Origin of the sequence: Vibrio sp. 99-70-13A1 (assembly GCF_013114625.1) — a bacterium.
Classification (GTDB): domain Bacteria; phylum Pseudomonadota; class Gammaproteobacteria; order Enterobacterales; family Vibrionaceae; genus Vibrio.
The window spans coordinates 41,671-60,129 of record NZ_VTXD01000024.1 but is presented as its reverse complement, the minus strand read 5'-3'; the positions used below and the strand labels follow the sequence as shown (position 1 = coordinate 60,129).

11 protein-coding genes are annotated in these 18,459 nt (G+C 41.6%); 9 read left to right on the top strand and 2 right to left on the bottom strand.

From position 1 onward, the window contains the following. The first annotated feature begins 156 nt into the window (after nt 1–156). The 6 genes from F0226_RS15335 (at nt 157) to F0226_RS15310 (ending at nt 9,290) form a co-directional block, all read left to right on the top strand. Nucleotides 157–1,791 (top strand): ABC transporter substrate-binding protein, encoded by a 1,635-nt coding sequence (locus F0226_RS15335; RefSeq protein WP_171736451.1) that lies wholly within the window; start codon nt 157–159, stop codon nt 1,789–1,791. A gap of 55 nt (nt 1,792–1,846) precedes the next feature. Then, nucleotides 1,847–2,821, top strand: coding sequence for an ABC transporter permease (locus tag F0226_RS15330; protein ID WP_171736450.1), 975 nt, complete (start codon nt 1,847–1,849; stop codon nt 2,819–2,821). An 8-nt stretch (nt 2,822–2,829) separates the two neighbouring features. Beyond that, nucleotides 2,830–3,819: an ABC transporter permease gene (locus F0226_RS15325; RefSeq protein ID WP_171736449.1), complete on the top strand. Its 990-nt coding sequence runs from the start codon at nt 2,830–2,832 to the stop codon at nt 3,817–3,819. Then, nucleotides 3,819–4,772 (top strand): ABC transporter ATP-binding protein, encoded by a 954-nt coding sequence (locus F0226_RS15320; RefSeq protein ID WP_171736448.1) that lies wholly within the window; start codon nt 3,819–3,821, stop codon nt 4,770–4,772. Before F0226_RS15325 ends, F0226_RS15320 begins: the two co-directional genes overlap by 1 nt. Nucleotides 4,773–4,782: 10 nt before the next feature. After that, on the top strand, nt 4,783–5,772 hold the full coding sequence (locus F0226_RS15315) for an ABC transporter ATP-binding protein (RefSeq protein WP_171736447.1): 990 nt from the start codon (nt 4,783–4,785) through the stop codon (nt 5,770–5,772). 74 nt (nt 5,773–5,846) lie between these two features. After that, nucleotides 5,847–9,290, top strand: a complete 3,444-nt coding sequence (locus F0226_RS15310; protein ID WP_171736446.1) for a hypothetical protein — start codon at nt 5,847–5,849, stop codon at nt 9,288–9,290. A 90-nt stretch (nt 9,291–9,380) separates the two neighbouring features. On the opposite strand, the gene F0226_RS15305 is transcribed toward F0226_RS15310, so the two are convergent. Beyond that, nucleotides 9,381–10,376, bottom strand: a complete 996-nt coding sequence (locus F0226_RS15305; protein WP_171736445.1) for a LacI family DNA-binding transcriptional regulator — start codon at nt 10,374–10,376, stop codon at nt 9,381–9,383. 598 nt (nt 10,377–10,974) lie between these two features. Between F0226_RS15305 and F0226_RS15300 the strand changes: the two genes are divergently transcribed. Together F0226_RS15300 and F0226_RS15295 are read left to right on the top strand one after the other, a co-directional pair. Further along, on the top strand, nt 10,975–12,516 hold the full coding sequence (locus F0226_RS15300) for a glycoside hydrolase family 16 protein (protein WP_253820841.1): 1,542 nt from the start codon (nt 10,975–10,977) through the stop codon (nt 12,514–12,516). 456 nt (nt 12,517–12,972) lie between these two features. Further along, entirely contained in the window at nt 12,973–14,304 is a 1,332-nt protein-coding gene (locus F0226_RS15295; RefSeq protein WP_171736443.1) for a carbohydrate porin, read from the top strand. A gap of 282 nt (nt 14,305–14,586) precedes the next feature. Here F0226_RS15295 and F0226_RS15290 read toward each other — a convergent pair whose 3' ends face one another. Continuing rightward, a complete protein-coding gene (locus F0226_RS15290; RefSeq protein WP_171736442.1) occupies nt 14,587–15,465 on the bottom strand; it encodes a helix-turn-helix domain-containing protein in 879 nt (292 codons plus the stop codon). Nucleotides 15,466–15,607: 142 nt separating this feature from the next. Between F0226_RS15290 and F0226_RS15285 the strand changes: the two genes are divergently transcribed. Then, on the top strand, nt 15,608–18,421 hold the full coding sequence (locus tag F0226_RS15285) for a glycoside hydrolase family 3 protein (RefSeq protein WP_171736441.1): 2,814 nt from the start codon (nt 15,608–15,610) through the stop codon (nt 18,419–18,421). Nucleotides 18,422–18,459 lie beyond the last annotated feature (38 nt).

Here is an 18,459-nt window from a genome sequence, read left to right as displayed (position 1 = left end):
TTGTGAGTTGAAGAATCATCGGAACAGCATATTATCCACCCAAAGAAAGCGGTTTCTTTGGGTGGTGACCGATAATAAATACCAAAATACCGCCATTTTTTTAAAGTTAAAAGAAAGCGCTTTCTTTTCGGTTATTATCATTAAAAGGACAACGTGATGCACAAAAAGACATTGATTGCTTCGTTCGCCATTGGAGCTTTATTCGGAGCGTCTGTACAAGCAGATGAAGTAAAGCAGGGTGGTACTCTAACGGTACCAATTATCAATACTGGCTTTGTTGAAAATTTTAACCCTTACACAACCAAGGATTTACTGCACGGAGTAATGTTTGAACCACTGGTCGTATTTAATAACATGACAGGTGAAGTTGACTATCGTTTGGCTGAGTCCGTTGAGTATTCAACTGATCTGAAAACTTTAACGCTTAAATTACGAGAGAATTTGAAGTGGTCTGATGGTTCAAAGTTAGCCGCAGACGATGTTGTTTTTAGCTTCATGTTGACCAAAGAAGCGCCAGCATTTGACCAAAAAGGTATTTGGTCGTCCGGTAACCTGAAAAAAATCAAATCACTTGATGAACAGACTGTCGTGTTTGAACTGACAAATGCGGATTCTACATTTGCTTGGAATTTAGAACGTTACCATATTGTGCCAAAGCATATTTGGTCGAAAGTTGAAGATCTGACAACGTTTACCAACTTGAACCCGGTGGGTAGCGGACCGATGACAACGGTTAAATACATTAAACCACAGCAGATGGAGCTGTGCCGGAACCCGAATTATTATTTAGAAAACCGTCCGTATTTAGATTGTATCAATTTCCGTTCTTACAATGATAATTCTCAAATTCAACCTGCATTAATGAAAGGTGAGATTGATTGGGGATCAAACTTCATTGCTGACGTTGAGTCAACGTTTGTCGATTTAGACAAAGAAAACAATCATTTCTGGTACCCAGCGAATGATGCTATCCACCTTTATGTGAACACAAAAGAAAAGCCTTTTGACGACCTGAAGGTACGCCAAGCTCTCTCTATGGCACTTGATCGTGAAACTATCGTTGACATAGCAGCTTACGGTTACCCGACGGCAAACTTCAATGTCGGCGGTATTGGTGAGCTTTACGAAAATCATATTGATAAAAATGTGTCAGATAAGTATGGCTATTTAGCTCAGTATGATGTTGAAAAAGCGAACGTTTTGCTTGATGAAGCGGGCTTAGTCGATAAAAACGGTGATGGATTCCGAGACAAAGAAAATGGAGAAACTGTTGAATTTGATATTGAAGTTGTGAATGGTTGGACTGACTGGATTCAAGTGGTTCAGATGGTATCTGAATACTTTGAAGAAGTTGGTGTAAAAGCGAACGTTAAGACAGTGGACTGGGCGGTATACGACAGCAACTTAAAAGAAAGCAAGTATACAATGTCAATTAACTGGTCAATGGTAGCGACAAACCCAATATTGGCTTATCAAGAGTATTTCTCTACCTCTCGAATCGGGAAAACTTGGCATGCTGGTCATGGCATTCACTCTCCTGAAATCGATGCGTTAATCGATAGCTTCGGCAAAATTGGTGACGCTGAACAGCAAGAAAAAGTGTTGAGTGAGCTTCAAGAGTTTACAGCTGAAAACCTTCCATTTATTCCTCTGTTTTCTAACCCGACATGGTTCCAATACAGCACTAAAAACATTGTTGGTTGGCCTAGTGAAAAAGACCCATACGTACAGCCAGTATGGTACGACGGTGGTAAGAGAGTGATCATTCTCAACAATCTACACCTTAAGTAAGTTATTTTTGAGAGGGCTACAGCCTATGCTGTAGCCCCTAGGTTAAAAGATTTTTATGTCGTTTTTAATTCGCCGATTTGGCTTCTATTTTACTGCTTTCTTAATCGCTATCTCGTTTAATTTCATGTTGCCTCGGCTGATGCCAGGTGACCCTGTTGATGCTCTTTTCGCTGCAGCTCAAGGTCGTATGGATCCGGCTCAAATGGATGCTGTTCGTGAAATGTACGGTTTTGTTGATGGAAATGTTTTTGAACAGTACTTCGCTTATATGAAAAGCGTTTTCACTCTTGATTTAGGACCTTCTGTACTTATGTTTCCTGTAAGTGTTTCAGATGTTCTTGCTATGGCACTGCCGTGGACCATGTTCCTAGCTCTTGGTTCACTGATTGTTGCTCTCATCATTGGTGTCAGTATTGGTACGTATGCGTCGTATCGACGTGAAGGGCTATTTGGACAAATTGTTCCGCCAGTTTTGGCATTTATTAGTAACTTTCCGTACATCGTTACCGCGTTACTGTTGTTCTATTTCTTCGGTCTGAAACTTGAACTATTGCCTTTGGCATACACCTATGATCCATCACTAGAGCCAGGTTTTACATGGGAGTTTACTTCTAGTGTGGCTAGACACGCTGTGCTTCCAATGGGATCTATGGTCTTGGTTGGAATCGCAACATGGGTATTCAACATGCGTAATGCGATGATAAATGTATTGGGTGAGGATTATGTGACGATGGCTGAGGCAAAAGGTTTGAGCAGTTATCGCGTGATGTCTCGATACGCTGGTAGAAATGCCATTCTTCCTGTCGCGACAGCTATTGCAATGGCGATAGGATTCTCATTCGCTGGCTCAATCATGACTGAAGTGGTCTTTAACTATCAAGGCTTGGGGAACATCCTTCTTAAAGGAATTGTGGCTCGTGATTATCCTTTGATTCAAGCCATCCTTCTTATTTTAGTGACAGCAGTTCTTACTGCTAATTTTATTGCCGACTTACTGTATGTCTGGCTTGATCCAAGAATTTCGAATTGAGGCGCATCATGGATAACTTAATTGACACTCAAAATGTTTCGAATCGACCGAATATTCCGGCTCGTGAGCCGAAATGGTCGTGGAAAAACATGAAGAAAACTCTGGGTAAATCTTATGCATTTTTCTACGGTAATCCGCCCGCAATCATTGGTACATTTTTACTCACAATTGTTTTAGTTGGAGCGTTATTTGCGCCTGTGTTGTCGACTCATAACCCAGAAAAACGGGTTGCGCGTCCGCATGTAGCACCAAATGCTGAACATATTATGGGTAGCACTCGTAGCGGGAGAGATGTGTATAGTCAAGTCCTTTTTGGAGCAAGAAAGTCACTTGCTGTTGCGATTTCTGCTGGTGTCATTGCAATGACCATCGCGGTTCTTGTTGGAGTCTCTTCTGGTTACTTTGGTGGAAAGATAGATGAACGCTTGAATTTCATTACTAACGTATTTCTCGTATTTCCTCAGTTACCTTTGCTGATTGTTCTCGCCGCATTCTTAGGTCAAGTGGGCTCATTAGTCATTACTGTGTTGTTAGGGGTAACCTCCTGGCCTTGGGGGGCGAGGGTGATTCGTGCGCAGACTATGGCGATTCGAAGTAAAGAATTCATTATTTCAGCAGAGGTTATGGGGGAGTCAAAAGTCCGCATTATTTTGGTCGAAATACTTCCGAACTTAGTTTCTATTGTTTTTGGTGGCTTCCTAGGCACTGTGATCTACGCAATGGGCTCTGAAGCTGGTCTAGGTATTTTAGGTTTAGGTGATGCTACCGAAGTGAGCTGGGGTTCTATGTTGTATTGGGCACAGACCTCTTCGTCGTTATATACCGGTGCGTGGTGGGAAATGTTGGTTCCTGCATTAGCGTTAGCGATTACTGGTGGTGGACTTGCATTGATTAACATGTCTATTGACCAAGTGAGCAACCCTAAGTTACGTACTGGTCCACACATTAAACTGTGGCACAAACTTAAAAAAGAAGCAGATAAGCGCCGAGGTCTATAATGAGCAATCTACTAGAAATTAACAACCTGTGTGTCGATTACGTTTCTCCTAATGGCGTAGCGAGAGCCGTTAACGACGTTAGTATTTCCATTGCTCCCGGTGAAACGCTCGGTATTGCCGGTGAGTCTGGTTGCGGTAAAAGTACATTAGCTTTTGCTATATCACGCTTACATAAAGCGCCGGCTCTCATCTCCGAAGGCGAGATACTTTACAAAGGGCAGGACGTATTAAAAATGAGCAACAAGCAGCTACGTGATTTCCGCTGGAATGACGTATCTATTGTTTTTCAAAGTGCGATGAACTCACTTAACCCTGTTATTACCATCGGTGAGCAGCTAACGGACGTTATTCTAGCGCATAAGAAAATACCTTATAAGAAGGCTCACGAGCGTGCGGTTGAGCTCTTAGGAACGGTTGGAATTCATGGCGATAGAATGTCGAGCTTTCCCCATCAACTGAGTGGAGGAATGCGTCAGCGTGTTGTTATCGCGATTGCTTTGGCGCTGGAACCTCAACTGATCATCATGGACGAGCCAACCACGGCACTTGATGTGGTTGTTGAACGTGAAATCTTGAATGAGCTATATGAGCTTAAGAGTAAGTTTGGTTTCTCTATTCTGTTTATTAGCCACGACTTAAGTCTGATGGGCGAAATTGCAGACCGAATTGGCGTGATGTATGCGGGTAACCTGATTGAATTAGGCGATGCTAAAAAGGTATTTAGTGAACCTAAGCATCCTTATACAAAAGGGCTAATCTCTTCATTCCCGACTATCCACGGGCCAAAAGAGCGCTTGTACGGAATTCCTGGAAATCCTGTCAACCTTCTGGATACACCTCAGGGATGTAACTTCCAGGAAAGATGTGGTGAATGCATTTCAATGTGTATTAAAAATGAACCTCGTTTGGGCACAGTTACGACTGGGCATAATGTATCTTGTCACCTAGTTTGAGCGAAAGATTATGAATACTTTAAAGAACGTTGATAAAAGCAAAGTTATCTTATCAGTTAAGAACTTGGTAAAAGATTTCCCACTAGGTCAGTCAGTGAAAAGCAACATGATGCGAGCGGTAAATGATGTTTCATTTGATCTCCGCAAAGGAGAAGCATTAGCGATTGTTGGTGAATCTGGATCTGGGAAAAGCACCGGAGCTCGAATTCTTACTCGAATTTACGATAAGACTGCGGGTGATATCGAATTTAAAGGTGAGCCACTGTCTGACTACATTGCAAAATATGGCGAGCTTGAATATGCACGCCAAGTGCAAATGATTTTTCAAGACCCGTTTGGCTCGCTGAACCCTGTACACACGATTTACCACCATATTGCACGGCCATTACTGATCCATAAACGAGCAGAAAAAGAAGCGATTCCAAACCTTGTTTATGAATTGCTTGAGATGGTTGGGCTTACACCAGTTAAAGAGACTGCGGAGAAATACCCGCACGAACTGAGTGGTGGGCAACGACAACGTGTCGCAATTGCACGTGCAATTGCTGTGAGTCCTGAAGTTATCTTGGCTGATGAACCGATCTCTATGCTTGATGTGTCTGTGCGATTAGGAATTCTAAACTTAATGGCTGACTTGAAAGATAAGCACGGCATTTCGTTTATGTACATCACTCATGACATCGCTACAGCGCGTTATTTTGCCGAGAAAACGGCAGTTATGTACGTCGGACACATGGTTGAATGGGGCAATAGCGATAATGTCACTCAGAATCCGCAGCACCCGTATTCTCAGCTGTTACTTTCAGCTGTGCCAGAAGTCGGTAAATCGGGAAAGCGTGACATGAACGTGAAAAAGGGCGATATCCCTTCTTGGAAGCCAAGTAGCGTAGGTTGCCCTTTCGCCAGCCGTTGTATGAAAGCCGATACGCTTTGCACACAGTCAATCCCAGAACCGACTCAAATTGCAGAAGAGCATTTTGCTCGTTGTCATCACTTGTAAACCTTTAATCCTTTTTTGAAGCGTAAAAGAAAGCGCTTTCAAAAATTATGTGTAAGAATTTTTGGAATTTTAATATGAAACAAGACTATAAATTAACACCAGAGGTCGATGGCAAGTTCGTTGATTTAGATGGTGAGCGTTACTACCAAATATCTAATGTTGACCAAATGACACCATTCTTCATTAGCGTTGTATCGTCGAGCGATCACTGGTTATTTATTTCATCGACAGGCAGCCTTTCTGCAGGGCGCATTCGTCCGGAAAATGCTCTTTTTCCTTACAAGTCTGTTGACCATATTCATGAAAATGCGGAAAACACAGGTTCAAAATCCATCTTCCGTGTTGAACATTGTGACAAGGTTGTACTTTGGGAACCTTTTAATATATTCCATGATGGTATTTTTGATGTTGAACGTAATCTTTACAAAAATACGATTGGAGACAAAATCGTATTTGAAGAAATAAACCATACTTTGCAACTGCAGTTCCAATACAGCTGGAATACGAGTGAAAAATACGGATTTATTCGTCGTTCAAAGCTGACCAATCTCGCGAACTTCGAGCGTAAAGTTGAAGCACTAGATGGCTTACAAAATTTACTTCCTTCAGGCGCTCCGCTATCAGCACTTCAAACAAGAAGTGCATTAGTTGATGCGTACAAGTGGAATGAACAAGTTGATGATAGTTCATTAGCACTTTTCAGCATGTATGCCAAGTTGAGTGATAGAGCTGACCCTGCTGAATCATTGCTTGCGACGACAGTGTTCAGCTTAGAAACAGAAACTAGCCAGATTTTACTGACGAGTGCTCAAGTTAATGCATTTCGAAAAGGACGACCTATTGAAAGTGAGCCTTTGACTAAAGGGGTTAGAGGAAGCTATTTGGTTCACAAATTGCTTACACTTCGAGCTCACCAAACCAAAGTTTGGTCGATTGTTGCGGATATAGACAAGACTCATTCAGATATCTGTCAGCTTCAACTCGAACTTTCCTCTCCTGCAGCTCTAGCTCTTAATTTAGAGAAGAGCATTGCAGAAAATCAAAATGAGTTGATCACCCTAATGTCTGGTGCCGATGCTTGGCAAGTAACGGCTGAAGAGAATACCAGTGTGCACCATTATGCCAATGTCCTGTTCAATAACATGCGTGGTGGAGTTTTTGAAAATGGCTACATACTAGAAAAAACTGATGTAGTTAAAACCATGGAAAATGCAAATTCTCAGGTTGCTGGTCGTCATCAGGAATTTTTCAGACAGTTAGCAGATACCTTTACTCATGCAGAATTAGTCTCTCGCGCTAAAGAGACAGGGGATTTACAGTTAGTTCGATTGAGTTACGAATATCTGCCGCTTACTTTTGGTCGTCGTCATGGTGACCCTAGTCGACCTTGGAACCACTACGAGATCAAACTTAAAGATGACAAGGGTGAGCGCTTGCTCTCTTACCAAGGTAACTGGCGTGATATTTTCCAAAACTGGGAAGCTATGGCGTTGAGCTATCCGGGCTATATCAAATCATTCATCTCTAAGTTCGTTAATGCCTCAACTGTGGATGGCTATAATCCGTATCGAATCACGAAAGATGGTGTAGATTGGGAACTACTAGAGGCTGATGACCCCTGGAGCAATATTGGCTACTGGGGCGATCATCAAATTATTTATCTATTGAAGTTTCTTGAATTAGCTGAAAAGTTTGAGCAAAACGATCTTATTGAATTACTAGAAAGTGACATCTTTAGTTACGCAAACGTACCTTATGAACTTTGTGGAGTTAAAGGACTCTTTGATAACCCGAAAGATACCGTAGAGTTTAACCAAGAATTGCAGGATTTGACTGAGCAACGCGTTAAAAGCTTAGGGAGTGACGGTCGCTTGCTGATGACGGGTGACCAAGAAGTTTATATGGTTAATCTAATGGAAAAGATACTCGTCCCTTTATTGGCTAAGCTGAGTAACTTAGTTCTTGATGGTGGTATTTGGCTTAATACACAACGCCCTGAGTGGAATGATGCAAATAACGCTATCGTTGGCAACGGACTGTCTATGGTTACCTTGTATTATATGCGTCGTTATGTTGCATTTATGCAACGCCTGTTAGAGAAATCACCATCGTCATACAATATTTCGAAAGAAGTCTTTGAATGGATGTCTTCTGTTACACGGATCTTTTCTGAGGCAAATACAGAGATTCGTCAAGGAACGGTAACACGTCAAACTCGAAAAGCAATGCTGACTAAGTTGGCTAAATCGGCGGCAAATTACCGTGAACGAGTTTATAGAGTAAATGGGTTCTCAGGGAAAACGAAAGTTGAGAAAGAGACAATTGTTCAATTGATGAGCTCTAGCTTAAAAGTTCTGGATTCGACGATCGCAAATAACTTGCGTGAAGACGGCTTGTACAATGCGTATAACATCTTGAGTTGTTCTGGTGAGAGCTTAATGGTTGAAGAGCTGTACCCTATGCTTGAAGGGCAGGTTGCGGCACTAAGTTCGGGTCTATTATCACCTAAACAAGCGGTCAAGTTGCTGGATAAATTGTTTGCCAGTGACATGTATCGCTCTGATCAAAATAGTTTTATGCTTTACCCTGATCGGGAACTCGTATCTTTTATGGGAAAAAACCGTTTGAGTGTTAGAGACATCGAGCAGAGCAAATTGTTAAGCATGATGGACTCAGCTAAAGACTACAGGTTAGTCAACAAAGACAGTAAAGGTGAATATCACTTCAATTCGAGTTTCGAGAATCGAGGTTTCCTTCAGGCTGCTGTTGATGAAATCAAAGCCGACTATTCGTCAATTAGTGATGATGAATTTTGTCATGTATCTAATTTGTATGAGCGTGTATTTAATCATAAAGCCTTTACTGGTCGTTCGGGGACTATGTTTGGTTATGAAGGTTTAGGCTGTATCTATTGGCATATGGTTTCTAAGTTGCTGCTAGCTGTGCAAGAAAACTATCAGCACGCTTGGAGTATGGACTCCAATAGTAAGGAAACTCTTAAACTAGCGGATTACTATTACAAAGTTCGAGCAGGTATTGGCTTCAACAAAACGCCTGAAAACTACGGTGCGTTTCCGACGGATCCATATTCTCATACGCCAAAGCACTCTGGAGCACAGCAGCCAGGTATGACCGGACAAGTTAAGGAAGAAGTGATTACCCGCTTTGGAGAGCTAGGTCTAGAGGTTGTCGATGGGAAAATTATAATTAATCCATCACTTCTTAGTCCTAAAGAGTTCTTACAAAAAGCGGCGACATTTGACTGCCAAAATATTGAAGGACAAATGCAAAGCTTTATTGTTCAAGCTGGACAACTGGCTTTTACTTACTGTCAGGTACCGTTTATTTATCAACTCAATGATGAACTAACACAGGGCATTGAAATTCACTTTAAAGACGGAACAAGTGAGGCGTTTGCATCGTTAAAGCTAAATCAAGAAGTGGCTTTACAACTCTTTACTCGTACTGGGCTCATTGAGAAAGTGGTCGTCGTGTTGTCAAAGCACCAATTACTTTAATTCTAATTTGAAATGAAATAAAAAGGCTCTAAGTGAATACTTAGAGCCTTTTCTTTTTATTGTAAAAATGGAGTGTTTGATTTTCGAAATTTAAAGCTTAGCCACGGATTCTCTTACAATCAATGTCGGTGTAAGTTTGTGCTTTAATGGGTAGTCGCGTTTATTAATTAACGATAAAACACCTTTTGCAGCTTCTTCTCCCATCTCGTGGACTGGAAAATCGACTGTCGATAATCGAGGGCGAATATGTTGGCTATGAGTATCGTTGTCGAAACCTACAACCGAGAGGTCTTGGCCAATCACTAAGTTTCGTTCCGCTGCTACATCATATACAGCAAGTGCGATGTTGTCGTTTTGACAGAAAATAGCGGTGATCTCAGGATCTCGGTCGAGTAAACGTCGAGCTGCGTCATGGTTTCCTTGATGATCAAAGCGCCCTTCAACAAATAGCCCAGCGTTGTATTCAATTCCAAATTCTGATAATGCATTTCGATATCCTTGAAAGCGATCTCGGCTATCAACTTTGCTTAACTGACCTGTAATACAAGCGACTTTTTTATGCCCATTTTCAAGTAAGTGCTTAGTTGCAAGGTAGCCACCAAGCTCATTATCAATGTAGATACAGCGTTCAGAAATCTCAGGAATAAAACGGTTGAGAATAATCATTGTTTCACTGTCTTTTGCAATTTTGATCAGTTCGTCATCACTGAGCTTGTCTGAGTGCACAATGAGACCATCCACAAGTTTAGATTGTAAAAACTGGATAGAGTCGAGCTCTTTAGTACGTGATTCCTGGCCACTTGTAACGATCAAGTGAATATTGTTCTGGCGAACGGTATCTTCAGCTGTATGCATTAATGGTCCATAGAAAGGTCCATCAAGTGAACCAACTAGCATGCCAATACTATTTGAACGGCTGGAGGCTAGAGCTTGTGCAAACGCGTTAGGCTTGTAACCCAGTTGCTCAATAGCTTTGAATACTTTTTCGCGATTGGTTTCCTTTACCGTAGGGTGACCATTTAATGCTCGTGAGACGGTTGATTGAGAAACTTGAGCAAGTTCAGATACTTCTTTAATGGTGATCAATGGTAGTGACCTTATCTCTACAAGGAATGAACTAAGCTATATTACCTGCGTGATCAATAAGAGCCTAGTAATCCAATGATTAATATTTAAAACTCTGAACTGCTTAACGCTAAATTTGAACATTAAGCATACAAAGTAAGGTAACGAATATTTCATATACTCGAACAAATATCAAGAAAGCGCTTTCTGTTCTGTTGTGACGGAAGTAAATCTGTTTTCTGAGCTTAGTTATGAGCCTGAAATAACAGAAACCTGCGAATAAAGGCAGTTAGGTCATTATTCGCAGGCTTCCGGTCATAAAAACTTGGGAACCTACACAATCTACAATGAACTTTGATAAAATGTGAAACTAAACAAGAAAGCGCTTTCTTTAGGTGAGCGTTGTCTCTTTTTTGAACTAAGCACTTTTATATACTCATTTTGATAAAGGCGTGCATAGCATATGGGCTATGTTCGCGGAGTTATTCATTAATCGACTTTCTTTTATGGGTTCCGATATTACGCGTCGCCTACATAGAAAGTCGTGATACAAGGAGTTGTAATGCAACATCTAACCAATCAGGTAAAGATAATAACGTCTTTGATTCCTGTCGCTTTGATGTCTGGCTGTACGTCGATAGAACCGCTAGTTTCCGAAAGTGCTGACTTAGCTCAAACCGAAAAACCTATCATGTTATCTCATGCGTCTGTTGCTTCAAGTCCAGGCTGGCAATTAGTGTGGGAAGACCAGTTTGAAGGGGAGCAAATAAATAAACGTAATTGGTCATTAGAAGTGAACTGTTGGGGAGGAGGGAATAATGAGCAACAGTGCTACACGGATGATCAGAATAACGCATTTGTTAAAGATGGCTTTTTACACATTGTCGCGCTGAAGCAAAGTCATACTGGGCCTGACAATGCGGAAGGTACGATTGGCGGAGCAACTAAGACACTCCCTTATACTTCTGCGAGGCTGAGCACAAAAGACAAGCGTGACACCAAATATGGCCGTTATGAAATCACAGCAAAGTTACCTGGTGGGCAAGGTGCGTGGCCCGCAATTTGGATGTTGCCAACCGAAAATAAGTATGGCACATGGGCAGCTTCTGGCGAAATCGATATTATGGAAGCGGTTAACCTAAACACACCTTCAGATGTGGCAGGAGCGAAAAATGATGATCTAGAGAGCCGGGTCTATGGGACGTTACATTACGGACGAAATTGGCCAGACAATGTTTATAAAGGGCAGGCCGCGACATTGCCAAATGGTGTGAACCCTACTGAGGGCTTCCATACATACGCGATTGAGTGGGAAGAAGGCGAAATTCGTTGGTATGTAGACAATATTCATTACGCGACTCAAACTCAAGAGGGCTGGTACAGCCAATATGAAGCGGAAGAAGGGAAACTCATTAATGCGAGTGGAGCAGCTCCGTTTGATGAAAAGTTTCATTTGTTATTGAACTTAGCTGTCGGTGGAGCGTGGTCAGCAAACGCAAATGATAAAGGCATCGACGAAGGTTTGTTTCCGAAAACAATGTTAGTTGATTCAGTAAAGGTATACCGTTGTAAGGTTGATCGTTGGAAAGGAAAAGGGTGTGCAAGTCGCTCTGAACATGCAATACAAGTAATAGGGCACGAAGCTCCAGAGATCTTAGCAACCGATGATAGTTATGCTGATGGACCAACGTTGGAGATTTTTACCGAAACTCTTAACGCAAGCTTGGCTTATGCAAGTTATGACCCATTGGATATTGTTGACTATCAAGAAGTGACCGAACTAGATCGTGGAACAGTGCTGCAAGTGAATAAGAATGAAGGATCAGGAAATATCTATTTTCGTTCTCCTGTAACAGATGTGACACATTGGCAAGAAACGGGTGAACTGGTTTTTGATTTGAAAGTTGAAAGCATGGTCGACGGGGTTGAGCTACTGGTTAAGATGGACAGTGGCTGGCCGAAAACAAGTGACTATACCGTGCCGCTTTCAGCAATGAATGAATGGAAGACGGTACGTATTCCAATAGCCGACATTTTAAATAGAGGCAATCGATTTGCTGGTGGGAATCAGGCTGATCCAACAATGATCACCAACCTTTTAGTGTTTGAACCTCAAGGGAAAATGAGCTTTAAATTAGACAATATTCGATTTGAAAAGTAAGCCTTTTAACTAAGGGGTTTGAATAAAATTCTGAATATAAAGGGGACATACACTGTATGTTCCCTTTTTTATTTTGACGATTATTGAGGAAGACAATCGACTATGTATACCGAAACAGACCTTGAATGATTGCACGGATCAATTCATCTTTAATATGTGAACGGTGATATTTTACTTGGCTCCATAATTGTTCCAACAAAATACTTAACATCTCTATTTTTGTGACTCACACACAAGAAAGCGCTTTCTTTGGTGGGTTTGATCACGGTTTATATTCACGAGATCGATTTATACTCTTTCCATACCAACTGAGCGGTTAAAGCCAATAAGGTTAAGAGTACATAGTGAATGTGGGCTTAGGTTTGATCTTATTTGAATCTGTTCGATTGGTTTTTTTTATAAAAACAAAGAAAGCGCTTTCTTATTTGAAAGTATAATTTGGAACATGGAGTTATTATGAAACTTTCTAAGCTTACCCTTGCTTGTTTAGTCGCTACTGCTGGCTTGTCTACTGTACCTGCTGTACATGCTGAAAAATCGGATGGATTTGAATTTCACGGTTATTTCCGTGCTGGTGTTCTATTTAGTGAAAATGATGATTTCAAACGTGCAAAGTTCCCTGCATCTAAAGAACGTTTAGGTCGATTGGGTGTTGAGTCGGATAGCCACTTTGAATTAGCACTGCAGAAAAATTTTGAGAATGACGGTGGGCAGAAAATTCGAATCAAGACACGAGCTGCAGCTAACAATGCGGAATATGCAACCAACCAACTTGGCGCCAATGCCGATGCAACCAACAGCGAAATTGGTATGGCAGAAACTTTTGTCGAGTTTGAAGGTGTATCTGAAACCGGTGTTGTATGGGGTGGTAAGCGCTTTTATGGTAAAGATAATTACATCTTTATGACGGACTTTTTCTACACAGACATGTCAGGTACAGGTGTTGGTATTGAAGGTGTTGAGCTAGGTGGTAATAAGTGGGACTTTGCTTATATTGCAAGCGATGATTCTGGCGATACAAGTTTCTGGGGAGACAGTAACAACATCATGCATGCACTTCATGCTGGCGTGAACTTTGGCAGTGTTGAACTTCATGCTATGGCTAAGTATATGCCAGACAATATGGTCGATTTAAGTTCTGGTAATGGCCCAGAAGCATTCGCTGAGAATGGCTATGAAATGACGGCAATTGTTCACACTGAGTCTGTCTTTGGGTTGTCAGATAAAGGTTTTACAAAATACATCGCGCAGGCTGGTAAAGGCTTAGGTTCGGGTAACCTTTTAGGCGGTACTCTTACGACTTACAACACGTACAAGCCTGGTAGCGACTATCAAAGTTGGTTAACGACAGGTACGGGTTGTGGTACGTCTTGTTTGAAGGCTGTTGATGAAAACGATGTATCACTACGTGCTTTAGCATGGGGTGGGTACTTTTTTGAAAATGGTGTGAATATTTTCCACTCTCTTCAAACCCAGTACAACGATTTTGACAATGGCGACACAGACGGCTGGGTATCAGCAATGGTGCGACCAACGTTCCCAATTTCAGAAAACTTCTTTATCGCTACCGAAGCTGGTTACATGTACAACTACGAAGACCGTAATGGTGAGTCAAAGAATTCTAATGATTACAAGTTAACAGTAGCACCAACTCTAGTTGTGCACTCTGGCTTCGGTCCATCCCCAGAAATTCGCTTCATGGCATCTTACCTTGATGGTGAAATGCAAGACGGTACAGGTAAAGAGGGTGACTTTGTTGTCGGTATTCAAGCTGACATGTGGTGGTAAATCACCTCTCTACAGACCTTTTAATTACACCAAATATACTGGGGGAGTCGTGAGTATTAAGCCATTGTCATTAGGGCGGACAGGGCTGCAGGTGTAATTTTTTGCAATAGTTGACCTTTTGTTTGGCAGCGTATAGAGGTTCATTTATATTGCTATGAGTTTTCCATATTTGAGTTTCATTTCAAATGTGTTCTTGCCAAAGATACTCATCGACCGCTTCGAAAGAAGCGGTTTTTTTTATGTGTGGCATATCTAATCTTTTAAGGTTTAAGGAGGAAAGGATTATGAGTTATAGGAAGTATGTTGCTTTCTAAACTCTCGAGGGCTGCATCCATTTTGAAGCTTAAAGCACTTCGAAAAATAGTTACTGTCAGAAAACCCACAAGACTCAGCGATATGCTGGATACTGTTGCTGTCGTTTAACAATAGTGTTGTCGAATGTCTAATTTGAAGCCCTTTGAGGTATTGATTTGGGGATGTATTTAAAAATTGCCTAAATAGCCTTTCTAGTTGTCGTTTACTAATATAAGCCGCTTGCGCAATAGCTTCTGTATCCAATCCCACTTCTTTGTAATGGCTGTCAATGTGAGCAAGTGCTCGGCTTAATGCTAAGGTGGTTTTAGGCAAGTTATGACTTTGTTTTTGATAGAGTCGAGCAAGTTCTATCGCAAGTTGCTGCATTGTGCTCGTCAATATTATTTCAAACCCCTGTTCTGCATTGTCGTATTCCGATTTGATTTGTTGTAGAAGTTCATTGATTCGTTTCAACTGAGAAGCTGATAACGTAAGCTTTGCTTGATATTCAGATGCTTGTCGAGCAATCGGTTCTACCTTGAAAAGCGCTTGATAACCTGGCATTTGACGCATTGAAGGGACCTCAAAAAAAGGCAATGCAGTATCAAACATCAAGTTTACAATCTTCAGTTTATTTACTTCACAAAATCCATGTTCAATATCCCCATTAATAACAAATACATCTCCTGTACTTAAAGGGTAAGTGTGGCTAGCTACCGTATGCTTTCCATTACCACTCACAACTAAGAAAAGTTCAGAAAAGTCATGGCTATGTACGTCAAAGTCGAAATCGTGATGCCCATCGACATAGGCAAATTTTATCTGGGGATATCTCTGATGACTTTGGAGTCTAAACTTGGTTTTCATGTCGCTATTTTACCTATTACTGTCGCTTATTTGGTAGTTACACGCCGTAGTTAAGATTACTATTTTTTGAACAAAGACAATATTAACTTTTAGAGCGAGAGGTCAAATTTTTGCTCTAAGTAAAAAAATAGTAGGACTCAAAATGAATACTGTGGAAATTCTCGAAGCACAGAAGCAGCTTGCACCCATAAGTCGACAAGCGGCTACTGAGGGCATTGTGCTACTAAAAAATAGTGATTCAATATTGCCATTGCAGGCTAGTGATACGGTGTCTCTTTTTGGTCGCTGTCAGATTGATACCTACCGAAGTGGCACTGGATCTGGTGGAGCGGTGAATGTGCCTTATTCCGTAAATGCATTACATGGCTTGTATGAAAATCCAAACATAAATCTCAATCTCAATTTGGTAGAGGTATACCAACGTTGGATCAAGGACAACCCGTTCAATGACGGCGGTGGTGGTTGGGCAGCAGAACCTTGGTTTCAAGATGAAATGCCTCTTTCAGCTTCTGTTGTGATGGATTCCGCCGCCAATTCTAACAAAGCCATTATTTTTATCGGTCGAACGGCGGGTGAGGATCAAGATAATGCTCAGCAGCAAGGCAGTTACAATTTAACCGCACTCGAAATGCAAATGTTGAAGAAAGTGACCGAACATTTTGATGATGTCATTGTGATACTGAACGTGACCAACATTATTGATATGTCATGGGTAAGCTCACTAAAAGATGCAAGTTCGCTCAAGGCGATTTTATATAACTGGGCTGCAGGGATGGAAGGTGGGCATGCATTAGCTGATGTTTTATCTGGTGATGTTAGCCCAAGTGGACGTTTGACAGACACTATTGCGCACTCTTTATCTAATTACCCTTCCAGCGCTAGTTTCGGAAATAAAGAGCGCAACCTGTACCAAGAAGATATTTATGTTGGGTACCGATACTTTGAAACCTTTAACCCAAAAGCTGTTCAATTTGAATTTGGTTTTGGGCTGTCCTACACCAACTTTTCAAGTAAATTAAATGCATTAACGATTCTTGGATCCGGCTCTAAACAAGAGTTGGTATTTAATATTGAAGTTAAAAACATAGGCGACCAATACAGTGGTAAGGATGTTGTTCAATTATATGTTGAAGCGCCTCAAGGTCACCTTGGTAAGCCTTCACGAGCACTGATCGGGTTTGTGAAAACACCGACCTTGGACCCGCAAGATACGGTGTGTTTGACTATTTCATGTCCTCTATCTTCCTTCGCATCATTTGATGACTGCGGTAAAACGGGAAACCCAAATAGTTACGTACTTGAAGCTGGAGAATATCACTTTTATTTAGGAGGAAGTGTTCGCCAAGCAAAGCCTGTTAGTGAGAGCGTTAAAATAGAAGAGCTGTTGGTTGTTGAGCAATTAACGGAAGCACTTGCTCCTGTCAGCGGATTTAAGAGATTGATCCCCAAAGGCAACGGGGAAAATGGTGTTTACAGTTGCGTTTACGAATCTGTGCCACTGCGAACTATAGATTTGAGTAAACGTATTCTGAGTGAGCTTCCGAGTTCTATTCCTCTTAGTGAAGATAGGGGCATTCGTTTACTGGATGTTAAGCAGGGGCGAGCGGACATTGATGAATTTATCTCGCAAATGACCGTAAAGCAGTTAGCGACAATTGTTCGTGGTGAAGGTATGTGCAGCCCTAAAGTGACACCTGGTACTGCTGCGGCTTTTGGTGGTGTATCACCAAGCTTGTTTGATTTAGGCATCCCTGTCGTTGCTGCTGCAGATGGTCCGTCTGGTATACGAATGGATAGCGGACACAAAGCATCACAAGTCCCAATTGGTACATTATTAGGTTGTACATGGAACCCGGAACTGAATGAGAAACTGTTTCATTTAATGGGAAAAGAGATGCAAGCCAATCATATTGATACGTTGCTTGGTCCTGGGATTAACATCCACCGTCACCCTCTGAATGGTCGAAATTTTGAGTATTTCTCAGAAGATCCATTTCTCTCAGGGGTAATAGCTGCATCTCAAACTCTTGGTCTTAAAGCTGCAGGAGTGTCAGGCACAATCAAGCATTTGGTGGCGAATGATCAAGAAACGTCACGGTTTGATGTTGATAGTGTTGTATCACAGAGAGCGCTTCGTGAGATTCATCTGAAGCCTTTTGAAATAGCGGTAAAACAAGGAGGAGCTTCGAGTGTTATGACCTCCTACAATCCTATTAATGGTCACTGGGCTGCATCCAATTACGACCTCAATACCACGATTCTTCGGGGGGAGTGGGGTTATAAAGGGATAGTGATGACGGATTGGTGGGCAAAAATGAATGACCCAATCAAAGGTGGTTCTGAAAGTCGAAGTTACACATCCTTTATGCTTCGCTCTCAAAATGATCTGTATATGGTTGTTGAGCATGATGGTGCGGAAAATAACGTGTCGAATGACGATACGTTACAGGCGCTTGAAAACGGAACGTTGAGCTTAGGTGAGCTGCAAAGAAGCGCGATCAATATTTGCCGCTTTATCATGGAATCTCCAGCAATGGATAGACTCTTAGTTGCGTTTGATCCGATTAAGAGCTTTGACTCGACGAAAAGCTCAGACAGGTATCAGAACAAGATTGATGGTGATTTTTGTCAGCTTACTACCGAGCAACATGTAACAGTGCTACCACTTAATACTCAAGAAAACCGTAACATTGTTTTGGAAGTTAAACAGGCTGGTGTGTATCGATGTACGGGTATTGTTCATTACGATAGCGGTACTTTGGCTCAATCGGCGTGTAGTTTGAGTCTCAATAAAGTGTATGCGATGTCTCTATCAGTGAATGGTACTCATGGCGAGACAGTTTCAGTTGAGGGGCTTTCCGTTAAGCTGGATAAAGGTTTTTATCTGTTGGATATTGAATTCATCAAATTAGGCTTAGAATTAGAGCAATTAGAATTCACGTTCATGCCTGAATAGGGCTGAGGGATAACAGTCGTTTATTCAACTCTCGTTTG